22 protein-coding genes and 1 other RNA gene are annotated in these 21,004 nt (G+C 73.9%); 16 read left to right on the top strand and 7 right to left on the bottom strand.

The genetic code is table 11. The annotated features are described in order from the left end of the window. Positions 1 to 24 precede the first annotated feature (24 nt). The 4 genes from HF519_RS02795 (at position 25) to HF519_RS02780 (ending at position 4,544) form a co-directional block, all read left to right on the top strand. A complete protein-coding gene (locus HF519_RS02795) occupies positions 25 to 723 on the top strand; it encodes a response regulator transcription factor (RefSeq protein WP_169410019.1) in 699 nt (232 codons plus the stop codon). 100 nt (positions 724 to 823) lie between these two features. Then, positions 824 to 2,218 carry a HAMP domain-containing sensor histidine kinase gene (locus HF519_RS02790; protein ID WP_169410018.1) on the top strand — a complete coding sequence of 465 codons (1,395 nt, stop codon included), beginning with the start codon at positions 824 to 826 and terminating at the stop codon, positions 2,216 to 2,218. A gap of 95 nt (positions 2,219 to 2,313) precedes the next feature. Continuing rightward, positions 2,314 to 3,843 (top strand): S1C family serine protease, encoded by a 1,530-nt coding sequence (locus tag HF519_RS02785; RefSeq protein WP_169410017.1) that lies wholly within the window; start codon positions 2,314 to 2,316, stop codon positions 3,841 to 3,843. Positions 3,844 to 4,049: 206 nt separating this feature from the next. Then, positions 4,050 to 4,544, top strand: a complete 495-nt coding sequence (locus tag HF519_RS02780; RefSeq protein ID WP_438826375.1) for a MogA/MoaB family molybdenum cofactor biosynthesis protein — start codon at positions 4,050 to 4,052, stop codon at positions 4,542 to 4,544. A gap of 26 nt (positions 4,545 to 4,570) precedes the next feature. Here the strand turns inward: HF519_RS02780 and HF519_RS30220 are convergent, their stop codons facing one another. Then, entirely contained in the window at positions 4,571 to 5,089 is a 519-nt protein-coding gene (locus tag HF519_RS30220; RefSeq protein WP_211169442.1) for an Rv0909 family putative TA system antitoxin, read from the bottom strand. A 99-nt stretch (positions 5,090 to 5,188) separates the two neighbouring features. Between HF519_RS30220 and HF519_RS02770 the strand changes: the two genes are divergently transcribed. Beyond that, the gene (locus HF519_RS02770; RefSeq protein WP_246242247.1) at positions 5,189 to 5,362 is read left to right on the top strand and encodes a hypothetical protein; all 174 of its coding nucleotides are present in this window, start codon (positions 5,189 to 5,191) and stop codon (positions 5,360 to 5,362) included. 168 nt (positions 5,363 to 5,530) lie between these two features. On the opposite strand, the gene mscL is transcribed toward HF519_RS02770, so the two are convergent. From mscL to HF519_RS02750, 4 genes are all read right to left on the bottom strand, one after another. Then, complete coding sequence (mscL, locus tag HF519_RS02765) at positions 5,531 to 5,950, bottom strand: large conductance mechanosensitive channel protein MscL (protein WP_169410014.1); 420 nt, start codon at positions 5,948 to 5,950, stop codon at positions 5,531 to 5,533. Between the two features lie 38 nt (positions 5,951 to 5,988). Continuing rightward, the gene (locus HF519_RS02760) at positions 5,989 to 6,705 is read right to left on the bottom strand and encodes an SAF domain-containing protein (protein ID WP_169410013.1); all 717 of its coding nucleotides are present in this window, start codon (positions 6,703 to 6,705) and stop codon (positions 5,989 to 5,991) included. A 227-nt stretch (positions 6,706 to 6,932) separates the two neighbouring features. Beyond that, positions 6,933 to 7,256: an FmdB family zinc ribbon protein gene (locus tag HF519_RS02755; protein ID WP_169410012.1), complete on the bottom strand. Its 324-nt coding sequence runs from the start codon at positions 7,254 to 7,256 to the stop codon at positions 6,933 to 6,935. A gap of 56 nt (positions 7,257 to 7,312) precedes the next feature. Next, positions 7,313 to 7,987, bottom strand: coding sequence for a 5-formyltetrahydrofolate cyclo-ligase (locus HF519_RS02750; protein ID WP_169410011.1), 675 nt, complete (start codon positions 7,985 to 7,987; stop codon positions 7,313 to 7,315). Positions 7,988 to 8,023: 36 nt separating this feature from the next. On the opposite strand from HF519_RS02750, the gene HF519_RS02745 reads away from it, so the two are divergent. The 8 genes from HF519_RS02745 (at position 8,024) to HF519_RS32145 (ending at position 15,048) form a co-directional block, all read left to right on the top strand. Continuing rightward, on the top strand, positions 8,024 to 8,911 hold the full coding sequence (locus tag HF519_RS02745) for a UTP--glucose-1-phosphate uridylyltransferase (protein ID WP_169410010.1): 888 nt from the start codon (positions 8,024 to 8,026) through the stop codon (positions 8,909 to 8,911). Between the two features lie 5 nt (positions 8,912 to 8,916). Then, complete coding sequence (gene glp / locus HF519_RS02740) at positions 8,917 to 10,143, top strand: molybdotransferase-like divisome protein Glp (protein WP_169410009.1); 1,227 nt, start codon at positions 8,917 to 8,919, stop codon at positions 10,141 to 10,143. A gap of 37 nt (positions 10,144 to 10,180) precedes the next feature. Continuing rightward, a complete protein-coding gene (locus tag HF519_RS02735; RefSeq protein WP_312859858.1) occupies positions 10,181 to 10,843 on the top strand; it encodes a GNAT family N-acetyltransferase in 663 nt (220 codons plus the stop codon). Between the two features lie 250 nt (positions 10,844 to 11,093). After that, positions 11,094 to 12,236 (top strand): divisome protein SepX/GlpR, encoded by a 1,143-nt coding sequence (sepX, locus tag HF519_RS02730; RefSeq protein ID WP_169410007.1) that lies wholly within the window; start codon positions 11,094 to 11,096, stop codon positions 12,234 to 12,236. Then, positions 12,237 to 12,360: a transfer-messenger RNA gene (gene ssrA, locus HF519_RS02725) on the top strand. Positions 12,361 to 12,424: 64 nt separating this feature from the next. Beyond that, positions 12,425 to 13,009, top strand: coding sequence for a hypothetical protein (locus HF519_RS02720; RefSeq protein WP_169410006.1), 585 nt, complete (start codon positions 12,425 to 12,427; stop codon positions 13,007 to 13,009). A 116-nt stretch (positions 13,010 to 13,125) separates the two neighbouring features. Continuing rightward, positions 13,126 to 13,953 (top strand): EamA family transporter, encoded by an 828-nt coding sequence (locus HF519_RS02715; RefSeq protein ID WP_169410005.1) that lies wholly within the window; start codon positions 13,126 to 13,128, stop codon positions 13,951 to 13,953. A 129-nt stretch (positions 13,954 to 14,082) separates the two neighbouring features. Next, a complete protein-coding gene (locus tag HF519_RS32145) occupies positions 14,083 to 15,048 on the top strand; it encodes an Lrp/AsnC family transcriptional regulator (protein ID WP_169410004.1) in 966 nt (321 codons plus the stop codon). An 18-nt stretch (positions 15,049 to 15,066) separates the two neighbouring features. Here the strand turns inward: HF519_RS32145 and HF519_RS02705 are convergent, their stop codons facing one another. Beyond that, positions 15,067 to 16,599 carry a dolichyl-phosphate-mannose--protein mannosyltransferase gene (locus tag HF519_RS02705; protein WP_438826374.1) on the bottom strand — a complete coding sequence of 511 codons (1,533 nt, stop codon included), beginning with the start codon at positions 16,597 to 16,599 and terminating at the stop codon, positions 15,067 to 15,069. Positions 16,600 to 16,704: 105 nt separating this feature from the next. On the opposite strand from HF519_RS02705, the gene rsmI reads away from it, so the two are divergent. The 3 genes from rsmI (at position 16,705) to HF519_RS02690 (ending at position 20,300) form a co-directional block, all read left to right on the top strand. Further along, complete coding sequence (gene rsmI, locus HF519_RS02700; RefSeq protein ID WP_169410003.1) at positions 16,705 to 17,589, top strand: 16S rRNA (cytidine(1402)-2'-O)-methyltransferase; 885 nt, start codon at positions 16,705 to 16,707, stop codon at positions 17,587 to 17,589. Positions 17,590 to 17,895: 306 nt separating this feature from the next. Continuing rightward, positions 17,896 to 19,311 (top strand): glucose-6-phosphate dehydrogenase, encoded by a 1,416-nt coding sequence (zwf, locus tag HF519_RS02695; protein WP_169410002.1) that lies wholly within the window; start codon positions 17,896 to 17,898, stop codon positions 19,309 to 19,311. A gap of 80 nt (positions 19,312 to 19,391) precedes the next feature. After that, positions 19,392 to 20,300: an oxygenase MpaB family protein gene (locus HF519_RS02690; RefSeq protein WP_169410001.1), complete on the top strand. Its 909-nt coding sequence runs from the start codon at positions 19,392 to 19,394 to the stop codon at positions 20,298 to 20,300. A 37-nt stretch (positions 20,301 to 20,337) separates the two neighbouring features. On the opposite strand, the gene HF519_RS02685 is transcribed toward HF519_RS02690, so the two are convergent. After that, on the bottom strand, positions 20,338 to 20,943 hold the full coding sequence (locus tag HF519_RS02685) for a TetR/AcrR family transcriptional regulator (protein ID WP_169410000.1): 606 nt from the start codon (positions 20,941 to 20,943) through the stop codon (positions 20,338 to 20,340). Between the last annotated feature and the right edge of the window lie 61 nt (positions 20,944 to 21,004).

Here is a 21,004-nt window from a genome sequence, read left to right as displayed (position 1 = left end):
AGATCATGCGTCCACACTGGCCGCATGCGAATCCTCGTCGTCGACGACGATCGTGCGGTGCGTGAGTCCCTGCGCCGCTCGCTCGCCTTCAACGGCTACCAGGTCGAGCTGGCGAACGACGGGCACGCCGCGCTCGAGTCGGTCGCCAGCCAGCGCCCCGACGCGATGGTGCTCGACGTCATGATGCCGCGGCTGGACGGGCTCGAGGTCTGCCGGCGGCTGCGGGGCAGCGGGGACGAGCTGCCCATCCTGGTGCTCACCGCTCGGGACGCCGTCTCCGACCGGGTCGCCGGTCTCGACGCCGGCGCCGACGACTACCTGCCCAAGCCGTTCGCCCTCGAGGAGCTGCTGGCCCGGCTGCGCGCGCTGCTGCGCCGCCGCAGCCCGGAGGACGTGGCCGCCGCGGCCGGGCAGGGCAGGCCGCTGGAGTTCGCCGACCTGTCGCTGGACCCCGACACCCGCGAGGTGCGCCGCGGCGAGCGGTCCATCAGCCTGACCCGCACCGAGTTCTCGCTGCTCGAACTGCTGCTGGCGCATCCGCGGCGGGTGCTGACCCGGGCGCAGATCCTCGAGCAGGTGTGGGGATACGACTTCCCGACCACGGGCAACGCCCTCGAGGTCTACATCGGCTACCTGCGGCGCAAGACCGAGGCGGAGAACGAGCCGCGCCTGATCCACACCGTGCGCGGGGTCGGCTACGTGTTACGCGAGTCGCCGGCGTGAGGTGTGCCGGAGTGACACGGCAGTGACCTGGGCACGACACCCCCCGCCCCCTCCCGGCCCGTCGAACGGGTACCCGGGGCCCGGCGGAGAGGCTCCCGGGATGCACGGCCGGTTCGAGACGGTCGACCGGATCTCGCTGCGCGCCCGGATCGGCATCCTGGCCGCTCTGGTCGCGGCCGGGGCCGTCGTGCTCGTCTCGGCCGCGGCGTTCATCACCGTTCGGGCCAACATCCTCGAGACACTGGACGACAACCTCCTGCAGCGGGCGTATGCGGCCGCGCAGAGCGAGCTCGCCGATCCGCAGTCGCTGGCCACCATCCCGCCCGAGGTGCTGGGTGCCGGAGACATCCGGATCGCGCTGCTGTCCGCGAACGGGGTGGCCCGCTCCGCCGAGGGTGCGGCGTCCGCGCCACCGCTGGGCGACACCGAGCTCGCGGTGGCCCGCGGGGAGGTTCCTTACTCGGCGCGCACCGCGGACGCGAGCGACGGCACCTACCGCGTCGTCGCGGTGCGGGCCGGCAGCGGACGCGCTCTCGTGATCGGCCAGCGGCTCGAGCCGACCCAGCAGGTGCTCACCAAGCTCGGTGTCGCGCTGCCGACCGTCGGCGGGATCGGCGTGATCCTCGCCGCGCTGGCCGGGGTCGCCGTGGCCCGGGCCGGGCTGCGGCCGGTGCAGCGGTTGACGTCGGCCACCGAGCGGGTCGCGGCCACCGGGGACCTGCGTCCGATCCATGTCAGCGGTTCCGACGAGCTGGCCCGCCTCACCCACAGCTTCAACGAGATGCTCGGTGCGCTCGCCGCCTCCCAGGAACAGCAGCGCCGCCTGGTCGCGGACGCCGGCCACGAGCTGCGCACGCCGCTGACGTCGCTGCGGACCAACCTCGAACTGCTGGCCGCCGCCGACCAGCCGGGGGCGCCGACGCTTCCCGAGTCGGACCGCGCCGAGATTCTTGACGACGTCCGCGCGCAGGTCGCGGAGCTGTCCCAGCTCGTGGGCGATCTGGTGGAGCTCGCTCGCGAGGACCCGCCGATGGTCGTGGCGGAGCCGGTCGAGCTGACCGATGTCGTCGAACGTGCCCTGGAGCGGGCCCGGCGCCGGGCAGTGGACGTCGAGTTCGCGGTCATGTTGACGCCGTGGACGCTGATCGGCGACGCGACCGCGCTGGAGCGGGCCGTGCTGAACCTGCTGGACAACGCGGCCAAGTGGAGCCCGCCCGGGGCCACCGTGCGGATACAGATGATCCAGGTCGACGACTGGACGATCGTGATCGAGGTCGCCGACGCCGGGCCGGGCATCGAGGAGCAGGACCTGCCCCGGGTGTTCGACCGCTTCTACCGGGCCGACGGCGCCCGCACCATGCCCGGGTCCGGGCTCGGGCTGGCGATCGTCAAGCAGGTCGCCGGACGGCACGGCGGCGCGGTGTGGGCCGGCCGGGCGCCCGAGGGCGGCGCGCTGCTGGCGCTGCGGCTGCCGGGCCGCCGGCCGCTGGGGTGACCGTGCGCCTGCGCCTCCGAGGCGCGCTCCGGACTGCCAACTTCTAGGCTCGACCCCCGAGTCGTCGCAGTCGAACTTTCGAACACGGTGAGGTCATGGCCAACAACACCTCCGGCAGCCCCGCCGAGCCCACGCCCGAGGGCCGAGGGGACACGGCCCCCACTGCGGAGGAGCGACCGGCCACCGGCGACGCAGCGGCCGGGGGGTCCGCGGCCCGGTCGCCGTGGGCGCCCCCGTATGCGCAGGACCCCGCCGAGCCCGCCGCGGGGTCCGGGAGCACGGCCGGTGAACGGCGGACGGAGACGACCGACCCGACCGGGCGCTGGGCCGGTACCGGCGGGTGGGCCGGGCCCGGCGATTCCTCGGAGCCGTACGGTTCCCCGGCGTCCTACGCCGGCCAGTACGGCTACGCCGGCGGCTCCCGGCCCAACCCCTACTACCGGCCCGGGCCGGAGGGGTACGGCGGCTACCCGGGCGCCGCCACCCAGCACACGGGCGCCCAGCAGTTCGGCGCCCAGCAGTTCGGTGTGCGGCAGCCCGGCCCGGAGCGCGGAGCCGGGCGCCGCGGGATCGCTCAGCTGGGCGTGCTGGTGCTGATCGCCGCCCTGCTCGGCGGTGGGATCGGGGGGACGGTGGGCTACGCGCTGGCCGATCGTGGCGGCAGCGGCGGCTCCAGTGGCGTGCTCAGCGAGCCCCTCCCCGAGATCGATACGGCGGCGGCACCGCTCAGCCCCGTCGAGGCCGTCGCGCAGCGGGTGCTGCCCAGCGTCGTGCAGCTGCGGGTCGAGGGGCAGCGCACCGCGGGTGAGGGATCCGGCATGGTCCTCAGCGCCGACGGGCTGATCCTCACCAACAACCACGTCATCGAGGTCGCCGCGAACGGCGGCACGGTCGTCGCGGTGTTCCAGGACGGCCGCAACGCCACCGCCACCATCGTCGGCCGGGACCCCAACTCCGATCTCGCGGTCATTCGGGCCCAGAACATCTCCGGGCTGACACCGATCGAGCTGGGCAACTCCGAATCGGTCCGGGTCGGGCAGCAGGTCGTGGCGTTCGGCTCGCCGCTGGGGCTGGGCGGCACGGTGACCACCGGCATCGTCAGCGCGCTCGACCGCGCGGTCAGTGTCGGCGGTGACTCCGGCATCAGCGAGGCGACCGTACTCAACGCGCTGCAGACCGATGCCGCGATCAACCCCGGAAACTCCGGAGGGCCGCTCGTCGACATGCAGGGCCGCGTGGTCGGCGTCAACTCGGCGATCGCGACCACCGGGGCCCAGGGCGGGTCCATCGGGGTCGGCTTCTCCATCCCGATCAACCAGGCGAAGCGCACCGCCGAGGAACTGGAGCGCACCGGCAAGGCCACCCGGGCGGTCCTCGGCGTCAGCCTCACCGTGGGCGGTCCGCGGAACGGGACCGGAGCCGTGATCAGGGAGATCACCCCCGGTGGCCCCGCGGAGCAGGTGGGCCTGCGCCCCGGCGAGATCGTCACCCGGGTCGACGACCGCATCATCACCGACGGGAACGAGCTGATCGCCGCCATCCGGGAGCGCGCGCCCGGCGAACAGATCACCCTGACCGTCGGCGACCGGCAGGTCACGGTCACGCTGGCCGGACAGACAGGTTGATCCGGCGACCGCTGTGTACTGATTCATTGACGTGTGGTAGCGAATTCTGCGAAGTTCGCGCAGTCCCGGTTCGTGGTGCCCCACGATCCGGGCTGGGCCGCGCCGACGCCGGCACCCCCTCCCGGCGCCGGTGCGGCCCACCTCTACACGGGTGGGGAGCGTTCGGCGCGTCGCCTCGGTCGTCCCGCTACGGTGATCGCATGGAGATGGCGCCCCCGCAGATCGGCCGAGCCCTCGTGGTGATCGTGGACGACCGGGTCAGCCACGGTGAACGGGAGGACACCGTCGGCCCCCTGGTCACCGAGTTGCTCGAGGAGGCCCGCTTCGTCGTGGACGCGGTGGTCGTGGTCCCCGGGGAGTCGGTGGCGATCCGCAACGCCCTGAACACCGCGGTGATCGGCGGCGTCGACCTGGTGATCACGGTCGGAGGTACCGGGGTCTCCCCGCGTGACGTCACCGCCGACGCCACGGCGGGCGTGCTCGACCGGCCGATCCCGGGCATCGGCGAGGCGATCCGGGCGTCAGGGCTCGCGGCCGGCGCGGTGGACGCCGGGCTGTCCCGCGGCCTCGTCGGCGTCTCCGGCAGCACCCTGGTGGTCAACCTGGCGCCGTCACGGGCCGCGGTGCGCGACGGTATGGCGACCCTCACGCCACTGGTCGCACACGTCATCGCCGAGCTCTCGGGACTCGACTCCGACTGACGCCGGCGTCCGCCCCGATCCGTCGCTCAGCCGGTCTTCGGGCCGGTGTCGTCCCGGTCCGCCGGCGCGGCACCGCTCGCCGGCGCGGCCGGGGTGATCGGCGAGCCCGTCGCGGTGGGGGTGGCCGGGGTGACGTCGGCGGCTCCGGCACCGGTCGTCGCGGCCGGGGTCACCGGCCCGGCAGCTCCGGCCTCGGTGGGCGCGGCCGCCTCCGGCCCGGCGGTCGCGGCCCGGTCGGTGGCCCGGCGCTCGTGGTCCAGGATGTCCCCGACCTTCTCACTGATGCTCTCGATGGTGTCGTGGAAGCGGCCCCCGGTGACCTTGTCGACCCCGGCGGCGGCCCGGTCAACGCCCTTGGCTGCGAGGTCGGCGGCCTTCTCGGTGTAGCCGGCGGCCTTCTCCTTCGCGGTGCCGCCGTACTCGCCGGCCTTCTCCTTGGCCGTCCCGGCGTAGGTGCCGGCCTTGTCCTTGGCCGTGCCGGCGTAGGTGCCGGCCTTGTCCTTGGCTGCGTCCGCCAGGTTCTTCGCCTTGTCCTTCAAGCTCATCGTCGACCCCCGATCCCTGTGGAGGCGCCGGTCCGGCGACCTGATGTGGTCATCGTGGCACCGGAGCGCGTTGTCGGCGGGATGAGGCACCATGGACCCGTGGCAGAACTCCCGGATCGGGTACGGCGGAAGATCGATGAGATCTTCGGTGACGTTCTACCCACGGTCACCCGCGACGAACTCGGGGAGCCGGGCAACTCCGGGGACGGTGCCGCACCGTCGGACGAGGAGTGGCTGCGGGCCAACCGCCCCCCGCACCACGACCGGGACTGAGCCCGTCCGGTCCGCGCCGAGGATCAGGGAGCGTCGCAGCCGACCCGCAGCGGGTGCCTCCCGAACGGGCCGAGGCGAGTCGGCTCCACCCTCTCGGGTGGTGCTCGGGTCCGAACGCCCGGGGTACCCGTGGGGTGGGACCGGGCCCACCCCACGGGTCCGATCGGATCAGGCCTTGTGCGTGCCGTCGCCCGTGGTGCCGGTCCGGGCCTTGAGCAGGTCGCGGATCTCGGTGAGCAACTCGACGTCCGTCGGCTCGGCCGGGCCCGGCTCCTCGCCGCGCTTGCGCCGGGCCTTCAGAGTGTTCAGCGGGAGCACGAAGACGAAGTAGACGACCGCCGCGACGATCGCGAAGTTGATGGTCGCCGTGATCACGGCCGAGACGTCGATGTAGGTGTTCTCCTTGCCCTGGACGATCGGGATGACGAGGCCAGGGGTGTTGGCGGGCGGGATGGCGTTGAGCAGCGGCTGGATGATCTTGCTGGTGAACGCCGTGACGATGGAGCTGAACGCGGCCCCGATGACGACGGCCACCGCCAGATCGACCACGTTGCCGCGCAGGACGAAGTCCTTGAACCCCTTGAGCACTCTCGATCCCTTCTACTCCGATCCCGACCGGTCCGGGATCATCGAAGGGTAAGAGCGACCTGATCGGACAGTGCGGCGGCCGCCACGCGCGACGCGCTCTCGCGGGGGAGGGCGACCAGTACCAGCGGCCCGCGTGCAGCCGAACCGAAGCCGGCCCCGCCGGCGGGCGACAGCACGGTGAGCACGATCGCGTGACCCGCCAGCACGACCGGCTCGTCCGTGCTCGGGCCGACCGTCACGACATCGACCGCGCTGCCCGGACGCAGCAGATCGGCGACTCCGGCATCGGCCAGCCGCACCGGCACACTGGCCGAGTCGGGGGAGCCGGTGGCCGTGGCCGCGAGTTCGGGGCCGGCGATGCGCAGGTCGGTGAGAGGTTCCCCGGCGCGCGCCGCCCCGACCAGGACGCGGCCCTCGACGTCGCCCGCGCTGCGCAGCGCCCCGGCGGGGACGAGCTCGGCGGGCCAGTGCCTGACCGTCAGGTCCTCGGCGCGCAGCGTGGCCCCGGCGGCGACGTCGTGCGTGGTGACGAGCAGCGCGACACCGCCGGACCCTGCGCCGGGTGAGAGGGCAAGGACCAGCGCCAGCGTGACGAGCAGGCCCGCTCCGATCCGGCGGGCCATCGCGACCCGGCGCCAGCCCGGCCCGTGCACCAGTTCGACCACCCGGTGCCTCAGCCGTGGCGACAGGGCCCCCGACGCCCTCGGCGCCCGGGCCGCTGCCGGCCCGCGGACCGGCCCGCTGCTGCCGCGCATCCCTGCCTCCTGTCGCCGCCGGTGGTCCCGGTGGACGGACCCGGTGGGCCCGCCGGCGACGGTAGGCGATCAGGCGGTACGGAGGGCGGCGCGGCGGGAGCTGTGGACAACCACCGGCGCATGTGGACAACCGGGACGGCACCGGCCGGCGCCGCGGTCCGGATACGGGCGTACGGGTGACCCTGACCGGGGGTGCGCCCCGGCCGAGGTCACGGCCGTGACGCCGCTCAGGAAGCGGCGGCGGCGGGGGCGCTGCTCGCGGACGAGCCGCCGGAGTCGCCCGAACCGGAGGAGGCCCCCGAGGACGCGGCCACGGTCTCCTTGCTGCCGCTCGACACCGGCTCCTTGCGGGCGCCGTCGACCGCGCTCGATCCGGAGCGACTGTCGGTGCGGTAGAAGCCGCTGCCCTTGAACACGATCCCGACCGACGAGAACACCTTGCGCAGCGGTCCCTGGCACACCGGGCACTCGGTCAACGAGTCGTCGGAGAAGGACTGCACTGCCTCGAACCGGTGTTCGCAGGCGGTGCAGGCGTACTGATAAGTCGGCACGAAATCCTCCGCAACTGGCACTCCCACACAGAGAGTGCCAGTCTAACCCGACCGGATCAGATCGTGTCGCCGAGCATCACCACACCGGCGCGCGGCAGCAGCGCGGCGGTCACCCGGACGTCGTGCGGTTCGGCCGGCAGCTCCGCCACCAACTCGTCGTCGTTGAGCAGGACCACCAGCTGCGTACCCGGTCCGGCCAGCGGAAGCGTCCGATCGTAGTAGCCGCCGCCCCGCCCCAGCCGGACGCCGCGGCGGTCGGCCGCGAGCGCCGGGACCAGGACCAGACCGGCCCGGGTGATCGTGGTCACCCCGAGGCGTGGACCGGTCGGCTCGCGCAGGCCCAGGGGCCCGTCGGCGAGCCAGTCCGGGCCGTCGTACCGGGCCCAGTCCAGCGGGCCGGCGCGGTCGGGCACCACCGGCAGCAGCACCTCGTGCCCGGCTGCGCGCAGCGCGTCCAGGCCCGCCACCGACCCGGGTTCGCGGCCCACGGGCAGGTACGCGCACACCGGTCCCGTGCATCCCGCCGCCAGTGCGACCGCGCCCTCGGCCAGCGCCGCGGCGCGGGCCGCCCGTTCCTCGGGGGCCAGTGCGCGCCGGGCAGCGAGCACCCGCCGCCGCCAGACGTCCTTGCCCTCGGCGACCCCGGCGGCCCGACCGCCCTCGTCGCCATCGCCCGGAGTAGCCGGATGCCCCCCACCGGCCGAACCGGGTGGTTCAGTGCGAGCCGTCACGCGAGCACGCTACCGGCGCGGTTAGGCTCGCCGACCATGAGCGAGTCGCTGCCGTTCCGCTCCGCCGTGGTCCCCGCTGCCGGCCTCGGCACACGGTTCCTGCCGACCACCAAGACGGTGCCGAAGGAACTGCTCCCGGTCGTCGACACACCGGGTATCGAACTGGTCGCCGCCGAGGCCGCGGAGGCCGGGGCGCAGCAGTTGCTCATCGTCACCTCTCCGGGCAAGGACGCCGTCGCCGCGCACTTCGCCCCGGCGCCCGAGCTCGAGGAGACGCTCAAGGAGCGCGGCAAGGACGCGCTGCTGGAGAAGGTCCGCCGCGCCGCGGACCTGATCAGCGTGCGCACGGTCACCCAGCACGAGCCGAAGGGCCTTGGGCACGCGGTGGGATGTGCGGCCGAGGCGCTCGCCGACGACGAGCAGGCCATCGCCGTCCTGCTGCCCGACGACCTGGTGCTGCCCACCGGTGTGCTCTCCAGGATGGCGGCTGTCCGGGCCGAGTTCGGCGGCAGCGTCCTGTGCGCCTTCGACATCCCCGGCCCGGAGATCTCCGCCTACGGGGTGTTCGACGTCTCCGACACCGACGACCCCGACGTCAAGCGGGTGCACGGCATGGTCGAGAAGCCCCCCGCCGACCAGGCGCCGTCCACCTACGCCGCGGCCGGTCGCTACATCCTGGACCGGGCCATCTTCGACGCGCTGGAGCGCATCACCCCCGGCGCCGGGGGCGAGCTGCAGCTCACCGACGCCGTCGCGCTGCTGATCTCCGAGGCGCACCCGGTGCACGTCGTCGTGCACCGCGGCGGCCGCCACGACCTGGGCAACCCCGGTGGCTACGTGCGGGCCTTCGTGGACTTCGCGCTGCAGCATCCCGACTACGGACCCGAGCTGCGCAGCTGGCTCGGCTCCCGGCTGGAGGGCTAGTCCGGGTGCGGTCGGTCGACGAGCAGCTGGCCCGGGTGCTGGACGCCGCGGTCCGGCCGGCGCCGGTGCGGGTGGCGATCTCCGACGCTCAGGGCCTGCGGTCCGCGGAAGAGGTCGTGGCCTCCCGCCCCTTGCCCGGGTTCGATCAGGCGGCGATCGACGGTTACGCCGTGCGCAGTGTGGACCTGGTCGGGGCGAGCGAGGCCGAGCCGGTCTCGATACCGGTGGTGGGTGAGATCCCGGCCGGGTCGAGGCAGCCGCTGCGGCTGCAGCCGGGACAGGCCGTCCGGGTCGTTGCGGGGGCGCCGCTCCCCACCCTGGCCGACGCCGTGGTGCCCGCGGACCATACCGACGGGGCGACGGCGCGGCTGCGGGTGCACCGTGGCGTGCCGTCGGCGGCGTTCGTCCGCCGGATCGGTGAGGACGTGCAGCCCGGTGACGTCGCGGTGCGCCGCGACCAGGTGGTCGGCGCGGCCCAGGTCGGGCTGCTCGCCGCGGTCGGCCGGGACAAGCTCCTGGTGCACCCGCGCCCGCGAGTCGCGGTGCTGTCGGTGGGCGACGAGCTGGTCGAGCTGGCCCGCACGCCGGGGGCCGGGCAGGTCGCCGACGTGTGCTCGCACGCCGTCACCGCGGCCGCGCGGGAGGCCGGCGCGGAGACCTCGCGGGCCCGCCTCGTCCGCTCTGACGCGCGCGAGCTGCGCGCCGCGGTGGAGGACCTGCTCCCGTTCAGCGAGGTGCTGGTCGTGTGCGGGGCCGTCGCCGGGAACGCCGGTGCCGAGGTCCGGGCGGCGTTCGACGGGCTGGGCGAGCTCGACTTCACCCGGGTCGCCATGCACCCCGGCTCCACTCAGGCGTTCGGCCGCCTGGGCGCCGACGCGGTGCCGACGTTCCTGTTCCCGTCGCACCCGGCCACCGCGCTCCTCCTGTTCGAGGTGATGGTGCGCCCGTTGATCCGGCTCGGTCTGGGCCTTACCGACCCGTACCGCCGCATGGTCACCGCCCGGCTGACCTCGCCGGTGTCGTCGACCCCGGGGCGGCGTGGCTATCTCCGGGGACGGCTGCTGCGCGAGCAGGCGACCGGCGACTACCTCGTCCAACCCCTCGGTGTCTCCGGTGCGCACCTGCTCTCCTCGATGGCCGACGCCAACGGCTTGATCGTGCTGCCCGAGGATGTCGCCGACGCGACCGTCGACCAGGCCGTCAGCGTCGCGTTCCTGCCGTCGCGCGGCTGAACGCGGCGACCGGGCTGACGGAGCTGGCGGAGCAGACGTGGCGCATGCCCTCCCGGAACGGACCGGACGGCACCCCGGCTGGCCGGCCCGACTCGGGGCACTGCGGGTGCCGGTGGGGGTGGTCGAGCTGCGGCCGGTGCGGTTGCGCGACGCGTCGGCCTGGTCGGAGATCCGGATCCGTGACGAGCGCACCCTGACCCCGTGGGAGCCCAGTGCCCCGGGCACCTGGGCGCAGCGCAACGCCGTCGTCGAGTGGCCCGCGCGCTGGGCGCTGCTGCGCTCCGCCGGACGGCGCGGCACGGCACTGCCGTTCGCGGTGACCTGCGACGGCAGGCTGGTGGGTCAGGTCATGGTGGGCAACGTGGTGCGCGAGCCGCTGCTGTCGGCCTATGTCGGGTACTGGTGCGATTCCCGGGTCAGCGGTGCCGGTGTGACGACGGCGGCCGTCGCGCTGGTGATCGACCACTGTTTCTCCGCTGTCGGCCTGCACCGGTTGGAGGCCACCGTCCGGCCGGAGAACGCGGCCAGCCTGCGGGTTCTGGAGAAGCTCGGCTTCCGCCGGGAGGGTCTGTTCGCCCGCTATCTCGACGTCGATGGCGCCTGGCGTGACCACCTCTGCTTCGCGATGACCGTGGAGGAGGTGCCGGCCGGGGGGATCGTCGGTCGGCTGGTCGGGCGCGGGCTGGCGGAGCGCGTCTGACTGCGGCCCCCGTCCCGCTGGGCCACTCGGGTTGCGCACCACTGAGAGCCACCACGCGCGATCACTCGTGCACCCACGAAAGCACCAACCGTCACACCCGTCCCGGTTGAAACAGCAGTGTTCTCGTTGAACACGGCGCGTCGTTTCCGGACTCCCACCGTCGCGCTCATTACCGTTGGTGCCCGGGTGCGATCTTGGCCGGGGTGGCTGGGTCGTGTCCGGACTGCGCCGACGGGGGGAGGAGGCAGCCGTGCCCAGCTCGCTGATCTTCGCGGGACTGGTGGTGCTCTGGCTGCTGATCCTCGTCCCGGCGGTCGCCCGGCGTCAGCAGGAGGTGGCGCGGCTGAGCCCGGCCGCGCTCTCCGGACGGGTGCTGGAGCGGCCGCACCAGCGGCGCCGGACCCAGGAGGTGGACCAGGTGGACCAGGCTCAGGAGCCGCGGCCGGTGGCGACCCAACCCGACCGTACCGAGCAGACCGCACGGGTGCCGGCGGCCCGGACCGGGGAGACCCGTGCGGTGGATGCGCAGGTGCCGTCCGGTGCCCGCAGTGGCCCGGAGCCGATCGACGCCCGGCCGCCCGGACCGGAGGCCGATGATCGGCCTCCCGTCGAGGACGACGAGCGGCGCTGGGAGCGTCCACCGGCGCGCTACCGCCCCGGCCGCGGCGGCTTCGACCCGGAGGCGGCGGCGCTCGCGGCCCGGGCGCGCTATGCGGTCCGCCAGCGGATCGTGCTCGCCTTGCTGGCGCTGGCCGGGGTCTCCGCGATCGTCGCCGGGTTGGCGCTGCCGGCGTTGTGGTGGCTGCACCTGCTGATCGACCTCGCGCTCGTCGGCTACCTCGTCTACCTACGCCGCCAGGTCCGCCTGGAGGAGGCGATCCGGGCGCGGCGTGCCGCGCGGATGGCCGGCACCCGACGTCCTCCCGCGGCCGACGACCCCGAACTGGACGAGTGGGCCCGCCGCGGCCGCGAGGCGGGCCGGGCGTGTCCGGCCGACGCGGAGGACTTCGACGACGTCGGGGAGGACCTCCCCGAGGACCTGCGTGACGACCTCGAGGTCGAGGCGGCCGGCGACCGCGGTGGCATCGACGGCGACCTCGACGAGGACGTCGACGATGTCGCCTGGACCGAGGACGTCGACGACGACCCCGAGCGGGTTCGCGGGACCGGGGAACCGGTCGGCGTCCTGTCAGCCCGGCCGCGCACCGTGACCCCGCGCGACGGGGACGGCGACGCGGCCGAACCGGAGGCGACGTTGCCTCGGCTCGCCCCGGCCCCGCCACCCCCGCTACCAGCCGGAACAACCCTGGTCGAGGTCGATGAGGAGGACGTCGAGCTGAGCGAACTCGACTCTCCGGGGCGACCGGACTACCGCCGTGCAGCGGGCGAATGAGGGGCTGCTAAGGTTTCTCCCGTTCGCCGGTCACGGTCGGACGGGTTTGGGGCTGTAGCGCAGTTGGTAGCGCGTCTCGTTCGCATCGAGAAGGTCAGGGGTTCGATTCCCCTCAGCTCCACCACCACACATCGACCCCGGCCGGGAATCCGGCCGGGGTCGATGTTTTCTCCGCGGAGGTCGTCACCATGCCGACGCTGCCGACGGCCCGCCGCCGGTCCCTCGTCCTCGGTTCGCTCGCGCTCTCGGCGGGCGCGCTGTCCGCGGCGGCGATCGTCGATCCCTTCCATCTGCTCCTCGCGCCCTGGTACATCGGTGTTCTCGTCACCGTGACGATGATCCTGGGCACCGTGTTCCTGGCCGGGCTGTCCCGCCGCCGCACCGGCCAGGTGCTGATCACCGTCGCCGGCGTGCTCGTCACACTCGGCTGGGTCGGGCTGCTCTGGTTCGTGGCCCAGTTCATCGGCCCCGGCCGGGTCGTCGACGAGCGGACGGCCGGGGGTTACCGGCTGGTGACGGTCGAGGGCGGCGCGTTCGCCGGGATCGACCCCGTCTATGCGGTCCGGCTCCGCGCGGGCAGCGGACCCTTCGCCCAGGACGCGCTGGTCTGGCAGGGGCTCGAGGGCGGGGCCGCGCCGGCCGACGTCCGGTTCGCCGGCGACGACCGCGTCGAGGTGGTGTCGAACGGCGGCTGCGGGTACCGGTCGCGCTTCGACCGGGTGACGCTCGAGGTCGACCCGGTGCACCGCCCGCTGCGTCTCGACGGGTGCTGACCGGCCCCGGCCACCCGCTCGCCGCCGGGCCGACATTCGCTGATATTCATCGCCAGCATCCGTCCGAAGCCACCGGGCTGGGACATCCTCACGACGAACCGAACGGAGCGCCACCGATGCCCGCCCTGTTCGCCGCACCGGCCGCAGTGGCCTACGGCGTGGCCGACTTCGCCGGCGGACTGGCGTCCCGCCGGGCCTCGACGCTGACCGTCACCGCGGTCGCCCAGCTCGCCGGCCTGCTGGCCCTCGTGCCGGCCGTCCTGCTGCTGCCCGGCCGCCCGTCCACGGCCGCCGCCGGTATCGGCGTGCTGGCCGGGCTCGCCGGGGTCTCCGGACTGCTGCTCTACTTCCGCGGGCTGGCGGTCGGCCCGATGGGCGTGGTCGCGCCCCTGTCGGCGGTCGTCGGTGCCGGGCTGCCGCTCGTGATCGGGGTGCTGCTCGGCGAGCGGCCGGGACCGGTGACGCTCGCCGCGATGGCCGTCGCGTTGGTCGCGATCGTCCTCGCCACCGCCGGCAGCCGCCGCGATCGGGCCGCCGGCACCGGTCTCGCGCTGGGTCTGGGCTCCGGGCTGGGGTTCGGGTTGTTCTTCGTAGCCCTGGACGCCACCCCGGCCGACTCGGGGCTCTGGCCGCTGCTCGCCGGGCGGGCCGTGTCCACGACGCTGCTCGCGATCGTCGTCGCGGCCCGGTGGCAGCGCGGCGAGCCGGTCGCGGGATGGGGCCTGATGGCCCTCAGCGGGATGCTCGACACCGTCGCGAACGCGCTGTTCCTGCTGGCCACCCGCAGCGGTTCGTTGAGCGTCAGCGCCGTCCTGGTGTCGCTGTATCCGGTGGTGGTCGTGCTGCTCGCCCGCACCGTGCTGCGGGAGCGGCTGACCGGGCTGCAGCTCACCAGCGTCGTGCTGGCACTCACGGCCAGCATGCTGCTGGCATCGGGTGGGTGATCGGGTGGGTGAAGGCCGGACGGCCGCCCGCGTGGCACCCCGGGGCGGCCGGTCCCGACCGGCACACTGATCGACTCAGGCGACGGGACCGGCACGGAGGTGTCGCGAGCGAGAACAGCGGGGTGCTCGGTGATCGACACCCTGGACGCGCTCGATCGCCGCATCGTCGGCGCCCTGCAGATCGACGGCCGGGCGTCCTGGCACCGCATCGCCGACGCGCTCGGCGAGTCCGAACACACCGTGGCCCCGCGCGGCGAGCGGTTGCTCGGCTCCGGGATCGTGCGGGTCACCGGGTTGCCGGCGCCGGCGGCCGGAACGATCGTCGGGATCCGCTGCCGCCCCGGGCAGCAACGGCTCGTCGCGCTCGCGTTGGCCCGCCGCCGCGACACCCGCTACGCCCACGTGCTGGCCGGGCCCGTCGGCTGCATCGCGGAGATCGACTGCCCGCCACAGCGACTCGCGGGGCTCGTCGTCGACGAACTGCCGGCGTTGCCGGGGCTGGTGGAGAGCGTCACCTGGACCGTGCTGCGCTACGTCCGGACCGCCCACCAGTGGCGGCCCGGCCTGCTCGGACCGGAGGAGCGCGACGCCCTCACCGAGCACCTGCCGCTGCCCGAACAGGTGCCCTTCGGGGAGACCAAGGGGCGCAACCGGGCCGACCAGATGCTGCTCGCCGCCCTGCAGCGTGACGCCCGCCGTGACTTCGCCGAGTTGGCCCGGGTCACCGGCCTGTCGGAGGCCGCGGTGCGCCGCCGGGTGGAACGGTTGCGCAGGGAGGGCCGGCTGCTCATCCGGGCCATCGTCGACCCCGTGCGGCTGGGGTTCGCCGTCCGGGCGATCGTGTGGGCCCGGGCCGCGCCCCGGGACGTCGAGGCGGTGGCCGGGGCCCTGTGTCGTGAGCCCTGGGTCCGCTACGCGAGCTGCATCTCCGGCGAGCACCAGCTGATGGCGGAGGTCGCGTTGCCCAGCGTGGACGCCCTGCACGACTTCCTGACCACCGCACCGTGGCTCGCCGGGGTCGCCGCGCTGGACTCCGCGCTGATCGCCGCGACGCTCAAGCGGGGCGGGTTGTTCGTCCCGCCGGACGAGCACTGAGCCGCCGGGGACGCGGGCTCAGCGCCAGGACGGCAACCAGAGCTGCGCGTTCCACTGGTCCGGGGTGATCGGTGACCCCACCAGGATCGGCCACAGCCAGGCGAAGTTCGCGACCACCGCGCCCACCCAGAGCGCGACGACGAGCAGCCCGGTCTGGCGGCGCTCCGCCGACGCCCGGGCCCGGCCCAGGATCTCGCCCATCACCAGCACCGTCGCCATGATCAGGAACGGCGCCACCGGCGTCATGTAGAAGTAGTACATCTGCCGGTCGATGTTGAGCAGCCACGGCAGCACCCCCGCGGCGTAGCCGACCAGGACCGCGGCGTAGCGCCAGTCGGACCGGGTGACGACCCGCCACACCGACCAGGCCAGGACCGGGATCGCCGCCCACCACAGCGCGGGCGTGCCGACGAGCATCACCGCGCTGACGCACTCGGATCCGTCGCAGCCGCCGACGTCCTCCCCGGACGCGTAGTAGTAGAGCATCGGGCGCAGGCCCATCGGCCACGTCCACGGCTTGGACTCCCAGGGGTGCGGTTCCCCGGGTGGGGTGTCGAGGCCGGAGTGGAACGCCAGCACGTGGCTGCTGTAGTGCCAGAGCGAGCGCAGCGTGGTCGGCACGAACGACCACGGCCCGTCCGCGCCGACACCGGTGCCGACGGCGTGCCGGTCGATCGAGGTCTCGCTGCCGAACCACGCCCACCAGCCCGACAGGTAGGCCAGCACCGGCACGAGCGCCAACGCCCAGGCCGCGGGCGCGACGTCGCGGACGAGAGTGCCCATCCAGGGCCGCTGCACGCCCGCGGCACGGCGCGCGGTCAGGTCCCAGATCAGGGTCAGCGCGGCGAACGCGACCAGCCAGTACACCCCGGACCACTTCACGGCGCAGCCCAGCCCCAGCAGCACCCCGGTGGCCAGCCGCCACCAGCGGACCCCATAGCGCGGCCCGTACGGCGAGTCGCGCACCCGGCCGCCGGCGAGCACGACGGCCATCCGTTCGCGCACGTCGTCGCGATCGCGGACCAGGGTCGCGAAGGCGGCCAGGACGAACAGCGCGGAGAAGATGTCGAGCATCCCCATCCGCGACTGCACGTGGCTCATGCCGTCGCAGATCAGCAGCACCCCGGCGATCCCGCCGAGCAGCGTCGAGCGGGTCAGTCGCCGGGTCGCCCGCACGATCAGCAGTACGCACAGCGTGCCGGCGAGCGCGGCCGCGGCCCGCCAGCCGACGCCGTTGTAGCCGAACGCCAGCTCGCCCAGCGCGATCAGCTGCTTGCCCAGCGGGGGATGCACCACCAGCTCGTAGCCCGGGTTGTCCTCGACCCCGCCGTTGCGCACCATCTGCCAGGCCTGGGGCACGTAGTGCTTCTCGTCGAAGACGGGGGTGCCGCCGTCGGTGGGGTAGCCGAGACCGGCGAAGCGCAGCACCCCGCCGAGCACCGCCAGCCCGATCGCGACCAGCCAGCCCCGCAGCCGGTCGGTCGGCGCGGGAGGGCCCAGCAGGGGCGTCGGATCGGCCGGCGCCGGGGTCAGCGGCGGTCGGATGCCGATCGGCTCGACGCCGCGAGCTGGGGCGTCGTCGACGATCTCCGCCGGCCTGGCCGTCTCCGTGACGACGGTGCGATACCCCACGCGCGCCGATCGTAGGCTGAGGACATGTCGAGTGGACCCCCGACGGGCGCGGCGCCACACCTCGATCCGGATGCCACGGGTCGCCTGGTGCTCGCGGCCACGCCGCTGGGCGATTCCCGGGACGCCTCCGGCCGGCTGCTCGCAGCCCTCGCCGAGGCGGACGTGATCGCGGCGGAGGACACCCGGCGGCTGCGTGCCCTCGCCGCGGCGCTCGGCGTTCCCGTCGGCGGCCGGGTGGTCAGCCACTACGACGCCGTCGAGGCGACCCGGCTGCCGGGCCTGCTCGCCGACGTCCGGGCCGGCCGGACGGTGCTCGTCGTGACCGACGCCGGGATGCCGGCGGTGTCCGACCCCGGGTTCCGGCTCGTCGCGGCGGCCGCGGCGGAGGGGCTGCCGGTGACGTGCCTGCCCGGGCCCTCGGCGGTGACGACGGCGTTGGTGCTCTCGGGGCTGCCCTGCGAGCGGTTCTGCTTCGAGGGGTTCGCGCCGCGGCGCTCCGGTGAGCGCCGGCGCTGGCTGGAGACGCTGGCCGCGGAGCCGCGGGCGGCGGTGTTCTTCGAGTCGCCGCACCGGCTGGCCGAGACGCTCGCCGACGCGGTCGCGGTGCTGGGCCCGGACCGGGCGGCCGCGGTGTGCCGGGAGCTGACCAAGAAGCACGAGGAGGTGCTCCGCGGCCCGCTGTCGGAGCTGGCCGACTGGGCGGAGGAGGGCCCGGTCCGCGGTGAGATCACCGTGGTGCTCGCCGGTGCGGCGCCGGCTGCGGCGCCGTCGGTGTCGTCGCTGGTCGGGGCGGTGCAGGAGCGGGTCGACGCGGGGGAGCGGCTCAAGGACGCGGTGGCCGCGGTGGCCTCGGCGGCCGGCGTCGCGAAACGCGAGCTCTACAACGCGGCTCTCGCGAGCCGGGACTGAGCCGGCCACCGGGATCGACGCCGGACCGGTCCCGGGCAACCAACCGGCGGGGCCGCGATCCGTGCGGGGTCTTCCCTGACGTCTACCTCGCCTATCCGGGCGCTCTGTTCGCCATCGAGTACGACGGCGACGGGCACCGAGCCCGGGCATCGTCGAACGGCGACCGCCGGCGGGACGCGGCCACGGGCGACCACGGCCGGCACACGATGCGGTGCACCTACGACGTCGTGCTCATCCGACGCCGAACCGTCGACCGCGCGGCGCAGGGGTGGTTCCGATCCGGCACCTGTGGGTACCTGCTCGGCCATGGCGCTGACCACGCTGGACCCGCATGTCTTCGTCATCTTCGGCGCGACCGGCGATCTGGCCCGTCGCAAGCTCTTCCCGGGCCTGTATCACCTGTGGCACCTGGGCCTGCTGCCGGAGAGGTTCCGGATCATCGGTTCGGGGCGCGCCGCCCCCGGCTCCCAGGAGGAGTTCCGGGACATGGTCCACGCCGCGATCGAGCAGTTCCGCGGCAAGCTCCAGGACCACGGGGAGTGGCACGAGTTCGCCAAGCGGCTCGGCTTCGTGGTGGCCTCGGTCGACGACGGCGCCGAGCTGGTCGAGGTCGTCCGGGAGGCCGAGCAGGAGCTGGGTTCGAACACGCAGCGGCTGATGTACCTGGCCGTCCCGCCGGCGGTGGCCGGGCCGATGGTGCGCATGCTCGGCAAGTTCGAGCTGCATCAGCGGGCCAAGCTCGTCCTGGAGAAGCCCTTCGGGACCGACCTGCAGTCGGCCCGGCAGCTCAATGTCGTCCTGCACGAGGTGTTCGGTGAGGAGCAGATCTTCCGCATCGACCACTTCCTCGGCAAGGAGGCGGTGCAGAACATCCTGGCCCTGCGCTTCGCCAACGGGTTGTTCGAGCCGCAGTGGAACCACCAGTGCGTCTGCTACGTGCAGATCGACGTGCCCGAGGAGATCGACATCCAGGGCCGGGCCGATTTCATGGAGTCCACCGGCACGTTCCGGGACATGATCTCCACCCACCTGTTCCAGCTACTCGGTTTCATCGCGCTCGAGCCGCCGGTGCGCATCGACTCGCAGTCCCTGCACGAGGAGAAGGTCAAGGTCTTCCGCGGGATCCGACCGCTGGACCCGGAACGCATCGTGTTCGGGCAGTACGAGGGCTACCGCAACGAGGAGGGAGTCGACGCCGCCTCGAACGTCGAGACGTTCGTGGCGATGGAGGTCTACATCGACAACTGGCGCTGGTTCGGGGTGCCGATCTACCTGCGGACGGGCAAGGCGATGGCCGAGAGCCGGCGGACGATCACGCTCGGCTTCCGGGAGCCGCCGCTGAAGATGTTCCCCGAGGAGGTCGACGACCCGTGCAACGAGCTGGTCCTCGAGCTCACCGACGATCCGCAGATGTTCGTCGACGTCCGCGCCAAGATCCCGGGCCCGGACCTGAAGCTGGGCCGCGGCCGGATGAAGATCGACCTGCTCCAGGAGTTCCCCGGTTCCGAGCCGCTCGAGGCCTACGAGCGGCTGCTGCTCGACGTCATGCGGGGCGACCAGACGCTGTTCACCAGCACCGAGGAGGTCGAGCTGCTCTGGCGGCTGACCGACCCGATCCTGGCCCATCGGCCGGAACCCGTGATCTACCCGAGGAGGTCGTACGGCCCGCAGGAGGCACTCGCGCTGACCGGTGAGTTCCGCTGGCGGGTGCCGGACGCGTGAGGACTGCGCCCGAGAAGGGGTCGGTCGACGCTCGGTGGTGATCGATTGACAACGGACGTTGTCAGATCGATACTCCCGGCATGGTCCAGCCTCCGGAGCCCCCTCGACCCTTGGGGCCGGACTCGCTCACCTGGCGGTACTTCGGTGAATGGGTGGCGTTCGCCTTCACCGGGCGGGCCACCCTGCTGCAGGTCATGGACCCCTCGCTGGGGGCGGGCGTGGCCGAGCACTCGGCGGTGTTCGACGAACCGTTCCAGCGCCTGTGGCGATCGCTGTTCGAGATCTTCGGCGTGGTCTACGACGGCCCCGCCGCCGCGACCACCGCCGCGACGGTCCGCGACCACCACGTCGGCATCAAGGGCTCGCGGCCCGACGGAGCGCGCTACCACGCGCTCGACCCGGCGACGTTCTACTGGGCGCACGCGACGTTCGTGGAGGGCGTGCGGACCCACGCCGAGACGTTCCATCGCCGATTGCGGGACGACGAGCTGGACCGCCTCCACGCCGAGGGCGTGCAGTGGTGGCGGCTCTACGGGATGTCGATGCGCCCGGTGCCGGCCGACCGGCGCGCGTTCGAGTCGTACTTCGCCCAGCACTGCGCGCACGTGCTGCAGCTGACTCCGGCCGCGCGCCGGCTGGTCGCGGCGTTCCACGACCCGCCGCCGCCCCCGGGGCTGCGCGGACTGCCGGCACCGGTGTGGCGCGTGCTGCGGTGGCCCGCGGTGCGGCTGCACTGGCTGCTCACGGTGGGCACGCTGCCGCCCGCGGCCCGGGAGACGCTCGGTGAACCGTGGACGCCTGCGCGGGCATGGGCGCTGCGGCTGGTCCTCGGCGTGCTGCGGGCGCTGTGGCGGCTGCCCCGCGGGCGGTGGCGCTACCACCCGCGGGCGATGGCCGCGTTCCGGCGCGCGGCGGGCGTGGCCGGACCGGTCGAGCTGCCCCAACCCCCGTCCTGGTCACGCAGCGGCGCCGCGGCTCGTACCCGGTGAACGGGCGCCCTGGACCCACGCATCGCGCACGACCGCGTCAGCTCGTCCGCAGGGCAGCCCGGAACAGCCGCACCCCGTGCTCGACGATCTCGTCCGGAGGCGACGCCCGACCGTCGTCCAGCCAGCAGATGATCAGCTCGGTCAGGCCCCCGACGCAGAACCGGGCGGCGACCCGCAGTCGATCCCGGTCGGCGTTCGGCGTGACCATCCCCGCCCGGGCGGCGACGAGGTCGGCGAACCCGGTGGACGCGGCCCGGCGGTGCCGCCACAGCGCCGGGCTGCCGATCGGCTCCACGAGCCCGACAGCGTGCCGCGGGTCGTCGCTGATCCGGCCGACGAACGCGCCGATGGCGGCCCGCAGCTGGTCGGGAGGCGTGCCGGGTGCTGCCTCCATCGCGGCGAGCACCGCCGCGAGCGTGTCCTCCAGGGACGCGTCGAAGATCGCCAGCAGCAGCGCCTCACGGTCGGTGAAGCTCTCGTAGAAGTAGCGCTCGGTGAGCCCGGCGGCGGCGCACACCCCGCGGACCGTGACCGCGGCCCATCCGCCGTCGGACCACATCCGCAGCCCCGCGTCCATGAGCTTCGCGCGCCGTTCGGCGGCGCGGGCGGCGGCGTCGCGGCCGCCGTAGGCGCGTCGGTCCACGTCCGCCATCCTCGCGCAGCGGGCCGTCGTCGCCCGCACGGGAAGCCGTTTCCCCGGCTGG

The organism is Pseudonocardia bannensis, from assembly GCF_012911875.1.
Lineage (GTDB): Bacteria > Actinomycetota > Actinomycetes > Mycobacteriales > Pseudonocardiaceae > Pseudonocardia > Pseudonocardia bannensis.
Note: the sequence above shows the minus strand (reverse complement) of the source record. Positions and strands in the feature narration are given on the sequence as shown.